This is a genomic window from Lysinibacillus sphaericus (assembly GCF_015844675.1).
Classification (GTDB): Bacteria; Bacillota; Bacilli; order Bacillales_A; family Planococcaceae; genus Lysinibacillus; species Lysinibacillus sphaericus_E.
On record NZ_LDGC01000025.1, the window covers coordinates 299,232 to 316,520 of the forward strand.

The 17,289-nt window shown below is 36.8% G+C and carries 14 protein-coding genes; all 14 read left to right on the top strand.

The annotated features are described in order from the left end of the window. Positions 1-57 precede the first annotated feature (57 nt). A complete protein-coding gene (gene recA, locus ABE34_RS09510) occupies positions 58-1,122 on the top strand; it encodes a recombinase RecA (protein ID WP_197141997.1) in 1,065 nt (354 codons plus the stop codon). Positions 1,123-2,116: 994 nt separating this feature from the next. Beyond that, positions 2,117-3,676, top strand: a complete 1,560-nt coding sequence (rny, locus tag ABE34_RS09515; RefSeq protein WP_079560529.1) for a ribonuclease Y — start codon at positions 2,117-2,119, stop codon at positions 3,674-3,676. A 368-nt stretch (positions 3,677-4,044) separates the two neighbouring features. Beyond that, positions 4,045-4,815, top strand: coding sequence for a tyrosine-protein phosphatase (locus tag ABE34_RS09520; protein WP_197141998.1), 771 nt, complete (start codon positions 4,045-4,047; stop codon positions 4,813-4,815). A gap of 271 nt (positions 4,816-5,086) precedes the next feature. Further along, positions 5,087-6,010 carry an O-antigen ligase family protein gene (locus ABE34_RS09525; protein ID WP_197229853.1) on the top strand — a complete coding sequence of 308 codons (924 nt, stop codon included), beginning with the start codon at positions 5,087-5,089 and terminating at the stop codon, positions 6,008-6,010. 61 nt (positions 6,011-6,071) lie between these two features. Then, a complete protein-coding gene (locus ABE34_RS09530; protein ID WP_197142002.1) occupies positions 6,072-6,980 on the top strand; it encodes a hypothetical protein in 909 nt (302 codons plus the stop codon). Between the two features lie 54 nt (positions 6,981-7,034). Further along, positions 7,035-7,787, top strand: coding sequence for a glycosyltransferase family 32 protein (locus ABE34_RS09535; RefSeq protein WP_197142004.1), 753 nt, complete (start codon positions 7,035-7,037; stop codon positions 7,785-7,787). 42 nt (positions 7,788-7,829) lie between these two features. Next, positions 7,830-9,374, top strand: a complete 1,545-nt coding sequence (locus ABE34_RS09540; RefSeq protein ID WP_197142006.1) for an oligosaccharide flippase family protein — start codon at positions 7,830-7,832, stop codon at positions 9,372-9,374. After that, positions 9,353-10,369: a glycosyltransferase family 2 protein gene (locus ABE34_RS09545; RefSeq protein ID WP_197142008.1), complete on the top strand. Its 1,017-nt coding sequence runs from the start codon at positions 9,353-9,355 to the stop codon at positions 10,367-10,369. The genes ABE34_RS09540 and ABE34_RS09545 overlap by 22 nt, the downstream gene beginning before the upstream one ends. Before the next feature lie 152 nt (positions 10,370-10,521). Continuing rightward, positions 10,522-11,247, top strand: a complete 726-nt coding sequence (locus ABE34_RS09550; protein WP_197142010.1) for a YveK family protein — start codon at positions 10,522-10,524, stop codon at positions 11,245-11,247. Next, entirely contained in the window at positions 11,247-11,960 is a 714-nt protein-coding gene (locus tag ABE34_RS09555) for a CpsD/CapB family tyrosine-protein kinase (RefSeq protein ID WP_197142012.1), read from the top strand. Before ABE34_RS09550 ends, ABE34_RS09555 begins: the two co-directional genes overlap by 1 nt. Positions 11,961-12,168: 208 nt before the next feature. Next, complete coding sequence (locus ABE34_RS09560; RefSeq protein WP_197142066.1) at positions 12,169-12,966, top strand: TIGR00282 family metallophosphoesterase; 798 nt, start codon at positions 12,169-12,171, stop codon at positions 12,964-12,966. Between the two features lie 889 nt (positions 12,967-13,855). Next, positions 13,856-14,122 carry a stage V sporulation protein S gene (locus ABE34_RS09565; protein WP_004224903.1) on the top strand — a complete coding sequence of 89 codons (267 nt, stop codon included), beginning with the start codon at positions 13,856-13,858 and terminating at the stop codon, positions 14,120-14,122. 313 nt (positions 14,123-14,435) lie between these two features. Beyond that, on the top strand, positions 14,436-16,175 hold the full coding sequence (locus ABE34_RS09570; protein ID WP_197142014.1) for a 2-oxoacid:acceptor oxidoreductase subunit alpha: 1,740 nt from the start codon (positions 14,436-14,438) through the stop codon (positions 16,173-16,175). Then, positions 16,175-17,041, top strand: a complete 867-nt coding sequence (locus ABE34_RS09575) for a 2-oxoacid:ferredoxin oxidoreductase subunit beta (RefSeq protein ID WP_079560540.1) — start codon at positions 16,175-16,177, stop codon at positions 17,039-17,041. Before ABE34_RS09570 ends, ABE34_RS09575 begins: the two co-directional genes overlap by 1 nt. The last annotated feature ends 248 nt before the right edge of the window (positions 17,042-17,289 follow it).

Below are 17,289 nucleotides of genomic sequence, written 5' to 3' on the forward strand. Positions count from 1 at the left end.
AACAAGTATAGTAGAGATAGAGAAAAACAGTGAACAGTTTTCGAAGGAGGAAAATGAATGAGTGATCGTAAAGCAGCCTTAGAACAGGCGTTAAAACAAATTGAAAAGAACTTTGGTAAAGGTTCTATCATGAAACTTGGCGAAAAGACGGATTTAGAAATTGCTACATCTTCAAGTGGTTCGCTAGCACTTGATGCTGCATTAGGTGTAGGTGGTTATCCACGTGGACGTATTATTGAAGTATACGGCCCTGAATCATCAGGTAAAACAACGGTTGCGCTTCATGCCATTGCAGAGGTTCAGGCAAATGGTGGACAAGCAGCGTTTATCGATGCTGAGCATGCATTAGATCCAATATATGCACAAAAATTGGGTGTCAATATTGATGAGCTTCTATTATCTCAACCAGATACAGGAGAACAAGCGCTTGAAATCGCAGAGGCATTAGTACGTAGTGGCGCTATCGATATTATCGTTATAGACTCAGTAGCAGCATTAGTTCCGAAAGCGGAAATCGAAGGAGATATGGGTGACTCGCATGTTGGTTTACAAGCGCGTTTAATGTCTCAGGCTTTACGTAAACTTTCAGGTGCTATTAATAAATCAAAAACGATTGCTATTTTCATTAACCAGATTCGTGAAAAGATCGGTGTTATGTTTGGAAACCCAGAAACAACGCCTGGTGGTCGTGCACTTAAATTCTACAGCTCTGTTCGCTTAGAAGTACGTCGTGCAGAAGCCATTAAACAAGGTAATGACATTATGGGTAACCGTACTAAAATTAAAATTGTGAAAAACAAAGTAGCTCCACCATTCCGTACAGCTGAAGTTGATATTATGTACGGTGAAGGAATTTCAAAAGAGGGCGAAACAGTCGATTTAGGTGTTGAACTAGATATCGTTCAAAAAAGCGGTTCTTGGTATGCTTACGGTGATGAGCGCCTAGGTCAAGGCCGTGAAAATGCTAAACAGTACTTAAAAGAAAATCCAGCAGTGCTTGACGACATCGCAAATAAAATCCGTGCTTCTTACGGTATTGCATCATCATCTTACACAATTGCTGCGCATGGTGATGAGGAAGAAATGGATGAGGAATTAAAGCTTCTTCTTGAAGATGAATAATATAAATGCATTGTTCCCACTCTTTATAGTGAGGGCAATGCATTTTTTTATTGTTAAGGAAACTATAGAATTTTTTGCCTGTGGATCAACTAAAGCATAGTCGGCGTCTAGGCTAAAGCGCTACATCTTCGAGGTCGCTGTGATTCCTCGGGCAAAAGTGATGGAGCGTTTACTTTTACATCGGCCTCTCCAGCGCTTATCGGATGTAAACGAGCGCTTTAGCGCATTTGTTCTTTACACATACTGGGGAATTTGGTTGTATAATATTTGTTAGGATATCCATATATTTAGTGATGAAGGCCATTGCCAGAGCTATGAGTCGGCAATAGGAAGAGGTACCGAAGGGTAGAATCAAAAAAAGTGATAGATTGAACGTCATAAAGGGAAGTGGGGATCATATTTTCCTCACGGTAAATTGATATAGCAGCGGGAATAAATAGCTTTCACCAAAAGAAAATAATATTTCCTAAGTACTGCTTCTATGTATGAATATGAAAAGTTAAAATTAACGTTAGTGTAAAAGTAATAGGTAATTAATTCTCCTAATGGATATGACTGACTTTTTTTCTTTTGAGAGGCGAACAGATGCCCGACTATCCTTGACAGAGCTTGAGGCTAGTTATACAATTAAATATGTATAATTTCTGAATTATGACTTTAAATAGGCAGTACATTACATTTTGACTTCATTTTGGAAATGCTTTTAAAGATCTCGTAAATGAAGTTTTTGAAGCCTCTGACAAATGGCAAGATTTTGAACAGACAATTATGCATAAGAATGTTCGCCTTAAAGCTTCGCATCTTGCGAAAACGGCTAACTAATTTGTATAGGTAAAACACTACGTCCGGTGACTTTACCGAATGCCCGACATCGTTTCGGTCCTCGTGCATACTTGAACACAATTCAAAATCCAGGACATAGTTATGCCAAGGTGAAATGAATGTATGCGCCGACTGAAACTGTATTACCCAAATAGCAAGAGGAGGTGTTCATATGGATGCAATTACTATCATCTCCGCTTTGCTTGGACTCATCGTTGGTGCCGCTGTTAGCTATATCTACATGAAAAAAGTGAATGACTCAAAAATCACTGGTGCTAAACATGTCGCTGAAACAATCGTTGAAGAAGGAAAACGAGAAGCGGAGGCATTGAAGAAAGAAGCACTACTTGAAGCCAAAGATGAAACTCACAAATTTCGTACTGAAGCAGAAAATGACATTCGTGAACGTCGTTCTGAGCTTCAGAAACAAGAGAACCGTTTATTGCAAAGAGAAGAGAATCTTGATCGCAAAGATGATGCTCTAAATAAGAGAGAAGCAGGTTTAGAGCGTAAAGAACAAGCTCTAAGCGAAAGACAACAGCATATTGAACAGATGGAAAGCAAAGTGGACGAGCTCGTTGCCTCGCAAAAAACAGAGCTAGAAAGAGTTTCAGCTTTAACTAGAGATGAAGCAAAAGCTATTATCTTAGGAGAAGTAGAAAAAGAGCTAGCAACTGATATTGCTGTGATGACGAAGGAAGCTGAGACACGTGCGAAGGAAGAGTCAGATAAAAAAGCGCGTGAAATTTTATCACTGGCACTGCAGCGTTTTGCAGCAGATCACGTTGCAGAAACAACAGTATCTGTCGTGAACTTGCCAAATGATGAAATGAAAGGTCGTATTATTGGGCGTGAAGGTCGTAATATTCGAACTTTGGAAACGTTAACAGGTATAGATTTAATTATTGATGATACTCCAGAGGCAGTTATTTTATCAGGCTTTGATCCAATTCGTCGTGAAACGGCTCGACTTGCACTTGAAAAACTTGTACAGGATGGCCGCATTCACCCTGCTCGAATTGAGGAAATGGTGGAAAAAGCTCGTCGTGAAGTGGATGAACAAATCCGCGAAACAGGTGAGCAAACAACATTTGAAATAGGCATTCATAACTTACATCCAGATTTAATGAAGATTTTAGGCCGCATGAAATACCGTACAAGCTATGGACAAAACGTCCTAAAACATTCAATTGAAGTCGCATATTTAGCAGGCTTACTTGCTGCTGAGCTTGGTGAAGATGTAGCATTAGCTCGCCGTGCAGGCTTATTACATGATATTGGTAAGGCAATTGACCATGAAGTTGAAGGTAGCCACGTCGAAATCGGTGTGGAATTAGCTACAAAATACAAAGAACATCCGATCGTTATAAACAGTATTGCTTCTCACCATGGTGATACTGAAGCAACATCTGTTATTGCTGTATTAGTAGCTGCAGCTGATGCGTTATCAGCAGCTCGTCCAGGTGCTCGAAGTGAGACGCTTGAAAACTATATCCGTAGACTTGAAAAGTTAGAGGAAATTTCCGAAAGCTATGATGGTGTAGAAAAATCCTTTGCGATTCAGGCTGGTCGTGAAATCCGTATAATCGTACAACCTGAAAAAATTGATGACTTAGCTTCACATCGCTTAGCGAGAGATATCCGTAAGCGAATTGAAGAAGAGCTCGATTATCCAGGCCATATAAAAGTAACGGTCATTCGTGAAACACGTGCCGTGGAATACGCGAAATAATTGTCATACAGAAACGTCTTTTACTCAAAATAGAGTAAAAGACGTTTTTTTATAGTTAAGGAAACTATAGATTTTTGGCCTGTACATAACCTAAAGCGACCTCGAGGATCTTGGCTAAAGCGCTACATCCTCGAGGTCGCTTCGTTTCCGCGGACAAAAGTGGTGGAGCGTTTACTTTTGCTTTGGCCTCTACAGCTCTTTTGCGCATTTGTTCTTAACGGGTTGTATGTAAGCTACTGTCATATTTATCGTGAAAATAGGCATATATACAATAAGTGCCTTTATTTATCAGCAATAAAATTTCTACTAATAATTTAAATTGGTGAAAAACAGTTAGGTGATGAATTGGAGTAGGGAGATGATAGAGCATGGTTGATACTCACAGCCACTTATTATACGGAGTTGACGATGGACCACAACAACTTTCAGAGTCATTGCAATTACTAGAACATGCTGTGATGCAAGGTATAACGGCTATTATTACGACCCCACATGCCAAGCACCCAATGTACGATGTGCCATATGAAAATGTATTACATCAAGTACATACTTTACAGCTAGAAATAGAAAAAAGAGCATGGCCAATCAAACTATTTCCTGGACATGAAGTGCGCATCCATGAAAATATTTTAAAGTCTATCACAACTAAACAGCTTCATACGTTAGCAAATTCAAACTATCTATTACTGGAATTATCTTCGAAAACAATCCCTTTCTATTGCAAGGAAATTATTAGATTATTAGTTGCATCAGGTATTACACCGATTATTGCGCATCCTGAGCGAAATGGAGCTATTCGACAAAACGTAGCACTCCTTGAACAATTCATTCGTGATGGGGCATTAGCACAAATTACGGCAGGTAGCATTGCGGGGCATTTTGGCAAAAAAATTCAACAATTTGCAATGGATTTAATAGAAGCAAGACTTGTTCATACGTACGGTTCAGATGTCCATAATATGTCTACAAGTCCATTGCTTTTTGAAGTTGGGTTAGATTACTTGGAGAAAATGAAACAGCTGAATATGGTCGATCTTTTCCTTGAAAACAATGAACGTATTTTAGAAAATAAGCAGCTATTAATTGCGGAGCCAATCGTAATAAGTGAAAGAAAATGGTGGCATCTTTTCACAAAATAACATACGAAATGAAGCTATAGTGAGGGTGATGAAAGTGCGGTTTTTTATCCTAACGATATGTATGAGTGTATTACTACTTTCCAGTGCATTATCTTATGAAGTATCTATACTAATTTACATTACTGTCTTTTTTTCCATCTTTCCGATCATCCTTTTCATCTATAATCGCAGTGCAAATATTCGTAGAATGTATGTGAGCGATATATTTTTCTTTCTATTTATTATTTGTGGGCTAATAAGTGCTTTAGCCAATTCCGATATGGAATCACTTATGAATATTGTATGTATGCTTACGATGTATATAGGGTTATCGATTATATATAACTCTTTTCAAACAGCTACTTTACATGTGCTAGCTATTAGTATTTGTCTCTCGCATCTTATTATTTTGCTCTTATCTATTTTCATGAATCGAGTTGTTTTCAACGCATTTGCGGGGATTTATAGCAATCCGAACATGATGGGATTGGTTATGGCATTATTAGCAGTTGTATTACTAGCTGGGATTGTTCAGGGTGCTACGAGAAAGGTTACTATCGTATTCCTAATAAGCCTATTCTTTTTTGTTTTTTATATTGTTTTGCTAACACAAAGTAGAACGGCTGCCATCGCCGTACTAATCGGTGTCCTAATAAGTATGGCCTTGTTAGCTATTCAAAACGCTTCAAGTATTAGAAAAGTGGGCGTACTCGTAACGGTTCTATGTGTACTAAGTATGACATTCATGTTTAGTCTAAGTAAAATTCCGATACTAAACGAAGCGATTCAAAAAATTGTAGGGAAATTTCAGCGGAAATCGGCTGATCTATCCGATGGTCGAATGGCTATTTGGCAAAACATCATAAAAGATTCCACATTATTTGGACATGGAGAAAATTATCATGTTGGACAATTGGATGCACATAATACCTTTATGGCCCTATTAGCTGAGTATGGTTGGTTGGCCGTTACATTTTTTCTACTATTCGTAGCAACATTATTATGGAACGCATTTTCTTTTGCTAAAAAACAAGTTAAGTATACGAACATGCTGCAACTATTGCCGTTTTTAATACTTATTACCTATGTTTTACTTTCAATGACGGAAATTATTATTTATACAACGCCGATAATGATCGTTTTATTTGTTCTTTCCGGTAATTCATTTACCCATCATAAACTCGTACTTAATAGTTCAAATATGAATGAAACGTGAAATTAATAGACAGACCATTTTAAATGAAAATGAGCAGTTGTAAGAAGGGGGAATCATCTATTTGAAGATTGGATTTGTCAACAACGGAAAATCATTTTTACCAGAAGTCTCAGCCTATGTAGCGTATTTGAATCAGCAGGATAATATTGAAGCCATCACCATTTTAACAGCGGAGATAAATGAAATTCCAATAACCAATATAGATTTATTATGGAAATTTCCTGGTTTAGATATTAAAAAAAATTCAAGAGAGACAAAAATTATTCATGAATATAATTCGTTATCAACTGGTCATTTTCCGATGTTGAAAAATTTTGTAAAAAAGACTTGTAATGTTAAACCGAATGGTCGCGTATTTTTGAATGAACTTGTGGAAAAGGATTTTAAGATGAAGGACAATGTTCCAAAAATTCAGCGAGATATGGGAATATCAAAAGACTTTTTCATAAAAACATCCAAAAAAGAGTACGACTTTGTATATGTCGGCGCAATGGGAACTGAAAGAGGTACCGCTGCTGCGCTAAAGCCCTTTACGACAACTTTGAAGGATAACACAATTTTATTAATAGGAAATCCAACAAATGAATTATATAAATCTTTCAAAGACTATAAAAATATCATCTTTTCAGGATCACTTCCTTATCATGAAGTTCCTTTTCTAGCGTCAAAAGCAGAATACGGGCTGAATTATATGCCTGATGTGTACCCTTTCAATTTGCAAGCTTCAACAAAGCTCCTGGAGTACTGCGCATTAGATTTGAAAATTGTTACGACCGATTATCCTTGGGTCAACAATTTTGAACGGAAAACACAAGGACGCTTTTTTAAACTACACCGAAACTTAGCAAACTTTACAATGGCAAATTTAAGTAGCTTTGAATTTGTGACACCAGATGTTAGTTATTTAGAGTGGAACTTATTGTTAGAAAGGGTAAAACTGATGGAGTTTATCAAGTTAGTAATGAAATAGTTTGATATGTGATATGCCTTTAGTTTATTTGGATAACAGAAAGGAAATTGTATAATGATCCCTAAAAAAATTCACTTCTGTTGGTTTGGCGAAAATCCGTATCCGCAGGTAGTTGAAGCGTGTATGGCCTCCTGGCAAAAATTAATGCCTGACTATGAACTAATTGAATGGAATGAAAAATCATTTGATATTCAATCCAATCAATTTGTACAAGAAGCCTACGAATCAAAAAAATATGCTTATGTAGCTGATTATGTAAGATTATATGCACTATACACACAAGGTGGCATTTACTTGGACTCAGATGTAGAAGTTGTGCAATCGTTAAATCCTTTTTTATCGCATCAAGCATTTACGGGCGGAGAAAATAGTGATACATGTGTAACCGGTACAATGGGGGCTGTAAAGGGGCATCCGTGGATTAAGTTACTGCTGGATTATTATGAAGATAAAAGCTTCTATACGGAAAAAGGTCAACAAACAAATACTGTTATCATTACGGATTTAACGAGAGAAATATATGGATTTACAGAGTCCAACCAACATAGGCAGTTGGATGACGATCTACACATATATCCATTTGAATATTTCTGTGCGAAGGACTTCGAATCAGGAACGATTAACCAAACTGTTAATACTTTTACGATCCATCACTTTAATGGTTCATGGTTGTCAGAGCAACAAAAAAAACGACATAAAAAAGTAATGCGTTATAAATATGCTATCAACAAATTATTTGGACCGAATGCTTTTGATCAGTTAAATAAAACACGTAAAAAATTAAATGGTATTAAGATTTTTGAGTAAAAATGTAATCCATAAAAGGACAAGTGGAGGCAAGGTGGACTAATGAAGGAAATTCGGATGGGTGCTATTCTCTCTTACTTATCTATTGTTTGTACGTTTATAGTAGCAATTGTGTTTACCCCTATTATGATTCGAATTCTTGGCCAAGAAGAATACGGATTATACACATTAATTACAGTTTTTGTTGGGTATTTAACAATATTAGATTTTGGTTTAGGGAATGCAATTATTCGTTATATTTCTAATAATCGAGTAGTCGGTGATAAGGAGATGGAAGCTAGATTAAATGGCTTTTTTCTGCGGCTATTTTCGATTATAGGTGTGTTTACACTTGCCATTGGTTGTTTTGTGTATTTCCAAGTAGAGACAATTTTTGGACAAAGTTTATCTTCATTGCAAATCGAAAAGGCAAAAGTAATGGTAATGGTGATGACCGTAAGCTTTACCTTACAATTTCCATTAAGTGTTTTCTCTTCTATCCTTCAAGCCTATGAAAAATTCATACTGATTAAGTTAACTTCATTTATAAAAGTAATAGTACAACCGATACTGATGCTGTTTTTTTTGTTACAAGATGCTGATGCGGTGGGGATGGTTTATATTGTAGCTAGCTTAAATGTATGTGTATTAATAATAAACTCTATTATTTGTTTGAAAACTTTAAAAGTACGATTTATCTTTTCAGGTTATAATCCAGGCCTTATAAAAGAAATATTCGTCTATTCATTTTTTTTGTTTGTGACAGTCATAGTGGATAAAATTTATTGGCAAACTGACCAAGTATTACTAGGGATTATGAAAGGAACAGAAGATGTAGCCATTTATGCAATTGCTATACAATTTATTATGATTTTTATGGCACTAGCACTTGCCATAAGTGATTTGTATTTGCCAAAGATTTCAATGTTGGTGACACAAACGGATGGACTAATGGAGATTAATCGGTTATTTGTCAATGTTGGCGCCATTCAGCTAATGATTCTTGGATATGTACTAAGTGGCTTTTTTTTATTTGGTAAAACTTTCATCTCATTATGGATAGGGGATGAATATTTAATCGTCTATCCGATCGTACTGATCATCATGTTGCCGTTCTCTGTCGATTTAATTCAAAATATAGGCCTGAGTGTGTTAAAGGCAAAAAACATGTTTAAGTTTCGAACGGTATTATTAATTACACTTGCTAGCACAAATATTATTCTATCTATTCCTGCTATCTATTTTTTCGGGGGTATTGGAACAGCAATCATAACCGCGGTATCGTTATTTATTGGAAATGTTTGTATTATGAATGTTTACTATGCAAAAAAAATACAACTAACTATTAAAAAATTTTGGATACGTATTAGTAAGATTTTCGTAGCTATTGTCATTGCGTCTCTTTTAATGAAAGGCATACTAATTGTTTTCCCACTTCCGAATACTTGGTACATTTTAGGGCTGTATATTGCCTTATACAGTATGATTTTCGGGATATCTTTGTTCACATTTGGAATTACTGCTTCTGATCGAAAATATTTAATTGGAAAAGTGAAAATGCTCAGCCTAGCTGGAGGGGTGAAATTTTGGGGTCAGAAATCCTCGTAACTGTTATTATACCGGTATATAACGCAGCACCGTATTTAAAGAAATGTCTAGCAAGTATTTGCCAACAAACATTAAAGCCAATCGAAATTATTGCGATTAATGACGGCAGTACTGACGATTCTCTTTCTATTTTACATCAGTTGGCCTTACAAGATCAGCGAATAATCATTCATAATAAATCAAATGGTGGGGTTAGTCATGCAAGAAATATAGGGATTAACGAGGCAAGAGGTCAATACGTTACGTTTGTCGATGCGGATGATTGGGTAGAGCCATCTATGTTGGAACGATTATATAGCGCTATTCAAAAAACAGAAACTGAAATAGTTAAATGTGATGTTTTTGTTGATGGTAAAAATGATGGCAATCGTCTGAACTATCCGTCGACTGCAAATGAACTTTTTGACTCTCAGAAATGTTTGCATTTATTATTTACTGAATTTCATGAAAAACATTTCGGTTTTGCTTGCTGCAAATTGTATTCTAAAGCCTTTCTTGATCAATTTGAAATTCGATTTGAAGAGGATATGAATTTTTCTGAAGATGTTTTATTTATAATAAAAGCGATCACAAAGAGTACGGCAATTTGTTATGTGCCTCAGCAGCTTTATCATTACAATGTGTTGCCACAGCAATCATTAACGAGAAGCTACAGTAAGAATGAGCGAGAAAAATATGATGTAATCTATGAACGTATTCGTGAGACATTAGTAGCTGAAAATATTTTTACATCCATTGAAACTAGCTTTAATGGATATGTATTTTCAGGTTTAGTAAATTTAACATTTCATATGCAGGGTTCCCCATATAAGGGGCTCGATTTATTAAAAGAGATTAAAGAAGAAATAGTCAGTTTTGTTCATGACTACCCTAAAGTTCTTGAGTTAAACCCAATAAAATTTTCATTGAAAAAAAAGCTCTATTATCAGCTGTTGAAAAAAAATGCTATATCTACGCTAGCATTTTTCATTTTTTTATCTATGAGGAAAAAATGAATTACTTGTTGTATTAGGAATAACATAGGACAAAAGTTTATATAATAAATATATAAATTAGTATTTGATTTTACTAGCTACTATAACAATTAACTATGAATATCACACTCCATACACAAATTTAGATAGTTTAGGGGAAGGAGATATATTCGATGGAGAATTCTATTCAAGTAAAGGCGATCGTAAAAATCTTACGAAAACGTATACTTCTTATTCTTTCGATAATCATAATCGCGATGGCATTGGCTGCTTATGTTAGCTACTATGTCATCACACCCGTATATCAAACTGAAACTCAAATATTAATCAATCAAAAAAATACGGATCAACAACAAATGTATCCGGGTGCGTATTCAATTGAGACAGATTTACAATTAATTAATACGTATAATGTCATTATAAAAAGCCCAGCTATTCTATCAAAAGTAATTGAAGAGTTGAAATTAGAATTATCTCCCGAACAATTAGCAGAAAAAATTACAGTCAATAATGAAAGCCAATCACAAGTAGTTTCTATAAAAATTATTGATGAAAAACCTGCACGAGCGGTGGAGATTGCCAATACGATAATAGATGTCTTTAAAGAGGATATTCAAAAACTGATGAACGTAGATAATATCAATGTCCTTTCAGTAGCTAAATTAGCTGAAGACCCACAACCAGTGAAGCCGAAAAAAATTCTAAATATTGCGATTTCTGGTTTTCTTGGGTTACTTTTAGGAACAGGCATTGCATTTAGTGTAGAATTTTTCGATTCAACAATAAAGACAGAGCAAGAAATTGAAGAACTATTAAATTTACCGATATTAGGTTTCGTAAGTTCAATAAAAGAAGGCAGAGGATCAATCTCTACTAAAAGAGGGAGACGAATCACATAATGTTTAAAATGAAAAATAAAAAAAAGAAAGCACTAGCGATGATGCAACGGAAACTATTGACTAACGTACACAAAACTTCTATTATTTCTGAGCAGTTTCGAACAATTCGAACAAATTTAAAATTTGCACTCCCTAATTTATCGTGTAAAACAATTTTAGTGACATCATCTATCCCTGGTGAAGGAAAGACAACGAATGCAGCAAATATTGCGATCGTTTTTGCTCAAGAAGGTAAAAAAGTTTTGTTAGTGGATGCTGATATGCGAAGACCTGCTATCCACTATACATTTGAATTGCTTAATATTTCAGGTCTATCAAGTGTATTAATACAAAGTGACAAGTTGAACGAGGCGATACAAGAAACATATATAGAAGGATTATTTGTCCTCACTAGTGGACCAATCCCACCTAATCCCGTAGAGCTTCTTGCTTCAGAAATGATGGATACGTTAATAGAAAAAATGATAGCTTATTATGATGTAATCATCTTTGATACGCCACCTGTTAATTCAGTGACCGATGCACAAATTTTGGCGAATAAAACAGATGGTGTCCTACTTATTGTAAATACAGGAGTGGTAGAGAAATCTAGTGTTGTCAAAGCGAAAAATTCCTTACTAGTAGCACAAGCCAAAATATTAGGCGTTGTTATGAATAACTATGCTCTGCCCAAAGAACAATATAAGAGCCAGTATTATCATACAAGGAAATAAAAATTAGTACCGTCCGTCTGACAAGTATCTAATAACTTGTCAGTTTTTTTATCGACAATTAGAAAGAGTATCAGCGCCTACATTTTCAAGACCATTTAAATTCACCTGTTTAAATACGCTGGCCGGACATGCTAGACATAATTTTGCGTTTGTCTTTGAATTGATGGTAAAATATAAGGTGCTAATTAATGAAAGTGTGGTTATGAAAATGAAAGTTTTATTTATTGGGGATATTGTAGGTTCAATCGGCCGAGATGCAGTGGAAAAGTATTTACCACGCTTAAAGAAAAAATATAACACAGACGTTATTATTGCTAATGGTGAAAACGCAGCAGCAGGACGTGGGATTACGCGTAATATTTATAATGACCTATTGCAAATGGGTGTAGATGTTATTACGATGGGCAATCACACTTGGGATAATAAAGATATTTTTGATTTTATAGATGATGCCGATTATTTAATACGCCCTGCAAACTTTTCAAGTGATGCACCAGGTAAAGGTATGGTGCAAATTTCAAAAAATGGTGTAACACTATCTGTTATTAATTTACACGGTCGAGTGTTTTTACCTCCTCATGAGGATCCATTTGCGATGGCTGAGAATTTAATCGAAGAAGCGCATAAAACGTCACCGCTTGTATTCGTGGATTTTCATGCAGAAGCGACAAGTGAAAAAATTGCACTTGGCTGGCATTTAGATGGAAAGGCTTCGGCAGTAGTTGGTACACATACACATGTGCAAACAGCTGATTCACGTATTTATCCAAACGGAACAGCCTATATTACGGATGTTGGTATGACAGGGCCATACGATGAAATTTTAGGGATGACAAAGGAAAGTGTCATTTATAAATTCCAAACAAATATGCCATCTCGTTTTGAAGTGCCTAAAAAAGGACGCGATGTGTTAAGTGGTTTCTTTGTAGACATTGATGATAAAACAGGAAAAGCTCGTCATTGTGAGCGAGTGTATATAAACGAAGATTATCCGTTCCAAGCATAAGAAGAGAAACTATTGTGTATGAAAAAATGCACAATAGTTTTTTGTTTTGAAAATTTGTTAATTCAATGAAATTAAAGCATCATAATAAAATATGACTCTTCGGCAAAACGAGGGGTTGATTTCCGTTCCGACTGGGCGCTTCTGGGGGCGTCCGATGAGCCGCTTCACTCGCTCCAGGGTCTCATCTGTGACGCTAATCCCCAAGGAGTCGCCCAGTCTCCACTCCAATCAACCTCTTCCCTTAGCTTGTAATTCTGGCATGTTAATCTAATTTATAGTGATAAAATAAAGCTTCAACAAGATGCGTTTTCAGTGCGAAAGCGAAGCAGCAGCAACGACATATATACAATCACCTTAACTGTTATAAGTTTCTATTCTGAAGAGAGTAACCATTTAGGTTTCACTTTTGAAATACTTAAATTTTATAAAAGTTCTACACTATTGCTGATTGTAGTGGAAGGCTACTCGACTCCCGTGGGATAGCGAGACAGGCGAGACCCTGAGGCCAACATGATGTTGGTCACGAAGGCATTGTCACAGGACGTGACGAATTTAGCAGCCTTCGTTCCTTTAGCGGAGGAAGCGGCTCGACGCTCGCCCACAGGAAGCTTTGCTCTGTGCGAAAGCGTAGCGACAGCAACAACAAAGCGAGTAGCCTGGAACGGAAATCAACCCTTGCTTTGCCGAAGGCCCATACTTTATCTCAGGGCCATAGATTTTTCAATGTAAATTTTCACTCTTTTTCGATTATTTCAATATATAAGAAATGAAAATAGTCTATTTCCTTCTCGTCGAGCATAAAATGACCTATCGACAATAACTTGAGGTCCAAAAGGGGGACATGAGTTGTTGAGCGTAAACACTATTCGCGAAACGGGGAGGAATAATTGTGGATTCATTAAAAGTATCATCACGCTCTAATCCAAATTCAGTTGCAGGTGCATTAGTCGCGGTAATCAGAGAAAAAGGGCAAGCAGAAATGCAGGCAGTTGGGGCAGGTGCACTTAACCAAGCCGTGAAAGCAGTGGCCATTGCACGCGGATTTGTAGCGCCAAGTGGCACAGATTTAATTTGCGCACCGGCGTTTGCCGATATTTTAATTGCTGGTGAGGAACGTACAGCCTTAAAGCTTCTTGTGGAAAAACGTATTCGATAAAAAAGTAATTGAAGTAAAATGTCTTGCACATAATAAGCTGCAAGGCATTTTTTTCGTTTATATAGACAATAAGGATATCAGGAAGAGAATCCCTCATGCTCTACATACGAACATGTTAAATGTCACTTGAAATCAGCAAGTTAATTTTTTAAACTTAATTGATTTGATAATTACAACTTTATGAACGCCATTTTCAGTCAAAGGTCTGAATTTCACTGAAATCGCGTAATAACAATAGTGCAGACCGTTTCTTCGTGTTAAACTTATGAAGGAAAAATAATAGTATATACATTGGATCTAAGGAGTTGTTGACATGTTACATCAGCTTTCATGGAAAGTCGGTGGGCAACAAGGTGAGGGGATTGAAAGTACAGGGGAAATTTTCTCAATGGCAATGAATCGATTAGGTTACTTCCTATACGGTTATCGTCATTTCTCTTCTCGAATTAAAGGTGGCCATACGAATAATAAAATTACAGTTCGTCCAACAGAAGTACGTTCAATTGCGGATGATTTAGATATTTTAGTAGCGTTCGACCAAGAAACAATCGACGTCAACTATAAAGAGTTAACAGAAAATGGAATTATTTTAGCGGATGCAAAATTTGATCCAGTGAAGCCAGAAGATTCAAAAGCGCCATTATTTGCGGTACCTTTTACAGAGGTAGCTGCAGAGCTGGGCACTTCGTTGATGAAAAATATGGTGGCAATCGGGGCAACGGCTTCATTGCTAAACCTAGAAGACGAAGTGTTCCAAAATGTTGTAGATGATATTTTTGGCAGAAAAGGTGAAGAAGTTGTTCAGAAAAACATGGAGGCAATTACACGTGGCCGTGAATTAATGAATGAGCTTTTAGGCGATCGTGTAGGTGAATGGGCTTTAACACCAGCAGATGGCAAACGCCGTATGTTCATGATTGGGAACGATGCAATAGCACTTGGTGCACTTGCAGCTGGGACACGCTTAATGGCAGCTTACCCAATTACACCAGCTTCTGAGATTATGGAATACCTTATTAAAAAATTACCGAATTTCGGTGGTACGGTTATTCAAACAGAAGACGAAATTGCTGCAGCGACAATGGCAATTGGGGCAAACTTTGGTGGTGTTCGTGCCTTTACAGCTTCAGCTGGTCCTGGTCTTTCATTAATGATGGAAGCAATTGGTCTTTCAGGTATGACAGAGCAGCCACTAGTAGTTGTTGACACACAACGTGGTGGTCCATCAACAGGGTTACCAACAAAACAAGAGCAATCAGATTTAATGGCGATGTTATATGGTACGCATGGTGAAATTCCTAAAGTAGTGATTGCACCTTCTACAATGGAAGAAGCATTCTTTGACACAATCCAAGCGTTTAACATAGCGGAGGAATTACAATTACCAGTTATTTTAATGACTGACTTGCAATTATCTCTAGGGAAACAATCTGTAGAGCCATTCGATTACAATAAAATAGAAATTCGCCGCGGTAAAATTGTTACTGACGACATTGAAGAAGCAGCTGATAAAGCATACTTCAAACGTTATGAGAATACAGAAGACGGTATTTCACCGCGTGTGCTACCGGGTACATTAAACGGTATTCACCATGTAACAGGGGTTGAGCACGATGAAACAGGTAAGCCATCTGAAGCAACTGGTAACCGTCAAGTACAAATGGATAAACGTTTCCGTAAGCTAGAGGCATTGAAATTTGATAATCCAGTATTTTCAAATACGCCTCACGAAGAAGCGGATATTTTATTAGTTGGCTTTAACTCAACACGTGGAGCTATTGAAGAAGTACAAGAACGATTAAATGCTCAAGGTATGAAGGTGAATCATGCACATATTCGTTTAATTCACCCATTCCCATCTGCTGAAGTGGCACCACTTGTAGCAAAAGCGAAAAAAGTAATTGTTGTAGAAAATAACTACACAGGCCAATTAGCAAATATTATGAAGATGAATATTGGTGGTCACGATAAAATCGAGACGATCACAAAATATAATGGTACACCATTCTTGCCAGGTGAATTAGAAAATCGCGTAAAGGAGTTGACTCGCTAATGGCAACATTTAAGGATTTTCGTAATACAGTGAAACCAAACTGGTGCCCAGGCTGTGGTGACTTCTCTGTACAAGCAGCGATTCAGCGCGCCGCGGCTAACGTTGGTATTGAACCAAACGAACTAGCTGTTATCTCTGGGATCGGCTGTTCTGGTCGTATTTCAGGTTACATTAATTCTTACGGTTTCCACGGTATTCATGGCCGCGCATTACCAATTGCACAAGGTTTGAAAATGGCTAACCGTGATTTAAACGTTATTGCTTCTGGCGGTGACGGCGACGGCTTTGCGATTGGTATGGGTCATACAATCCATTCCATCCGTCGCAACATTGATATCACATACGTTGTTATGGATAACCAAATTTATGGTTTAACAAAGGGGCAAACATCTCCACGTTCTGCAGCAGGATTTATTACAAAATCTACGCCAGGTGGTGCGATTGAACCTTCACTTAAGCCATTAGAAGTCGCTTTAACTAGTGGAGCAACATTTGTGGCACAAGGCTTCTCAACAGATATTAAAGAGTTAACAGCTTTAATTGAAGCGGGCATTAATCATAAAGGCTTCTCATTCATTAACGTATTCTCACCTTGTGTTACGTATAACAAAGTGAATACGTATGATTGGTTTAAAGAAAACTTAACGAAGCTTGCTGATATCGAGGGCTATGACAATGCTGACCGTGCTATGGCAATGCGTACAGTGATGGAGCATGAAGGTTTAGTAACAGGTATTATTTATCAAGATACGGAAACAGCTTCATATCAAGAAAAAGTACCAGGCTACTCAGAGCTACCATTAACAGACATTGATATTAATATGAGCGAAAATGATTTTAATAAATTAGTGAAAGAATTTATGTAAATCAAATTTTATATTGTATGAAAAAAGCATTTGGAATATCTTCATTCCAAATGCTTTTTATGTTTTTGAAAGGGTTGTTATGTCAACGAAATAAAGATGTTAAAACATTGTTGCTGCCGCTTCACTTTCGCAAAAAAAACATTGCTGAAGTTTCGTTTATAAATGAGTAGATACATGCTCTGTGAAGTGGTTGATTGGAGTGCAGGCTGGGCGACTCCTCGAGGATCAGCGTCACAGATGAGACCCTG

Coding starts and splice junctions, on each gene's coding strand:
- ABE34_RS09560 (WP_197142066.1), top strand. CDS start 12,169: ATGAAAGTTTTATTTATTGGGGATATTGTAGGTTCAATCGGCCGAGAT.
- ABE34_RS09575 (WP_079560540.1), top strand. CDS start 16,175: ATGGCAACATTTAAGGATTTTCGTAATACAGTGAAACCAAACTGGTGC.
- ABE34_RS09520 (WP_197141998.1), top strand. CDS start 4,045: ATGGTTGATACTCACAGCCACTTATTATACGGAGTTGACGATGGACCA.
- ABE34_RS09555 (WP_197142012.1), top strand. CDS start 11,247: ATGTTTAAAATGAAAAATAAAAAAAAGAAAGCACTAGCGATGATGCAA.
- ABE34_RS09570 (WP_197142014.1), top strand. CDS start 14,436: ATGTTACATCAGCTTTCATGGAAAGTCGGTGGGCAACAAGGTGAGGGG.
- rny (WP_079560529.1), top strand. CDS start 2,117: ATGGATGCAATTACTATCATCTCCGCTTTGCTTGGACTCATCGTTGGT.
- ABE34_RS09540 (WP_197142006.1), top strand. CDS start 7,830: ATGAAGGAAATTCGGATGGGTGCTATTCTCTCTTACTTATCTATTGTT.
- ABE34_RS09525 (WP_197229853.1), top strand. CDS start 5,087: ATGAATATTGTATGTATGCTTACGATGTATATAGGGTTATCGATTATA.
- ABE34_RS09535 (WP_197142004.1), top strand. CDS start 7,035: ATGATCCCTAAAAAAATTCACTTCTGTTGGTTTGGCGAAAATCCGTAT.
- ABE34_RS09550 (WP_197142010.1), top strand. CDS start 10,522: ATGGAGAATTCTATTCAAGTAAAGGCGATCGTAAAAATCTTACGAAAA.
- recA (WP_197141997.1), top strand. CDS start 58: ATGAGTGATCGTAAAGCAGCCTTAGAACAGGCGTTAAAACAAATTGAA.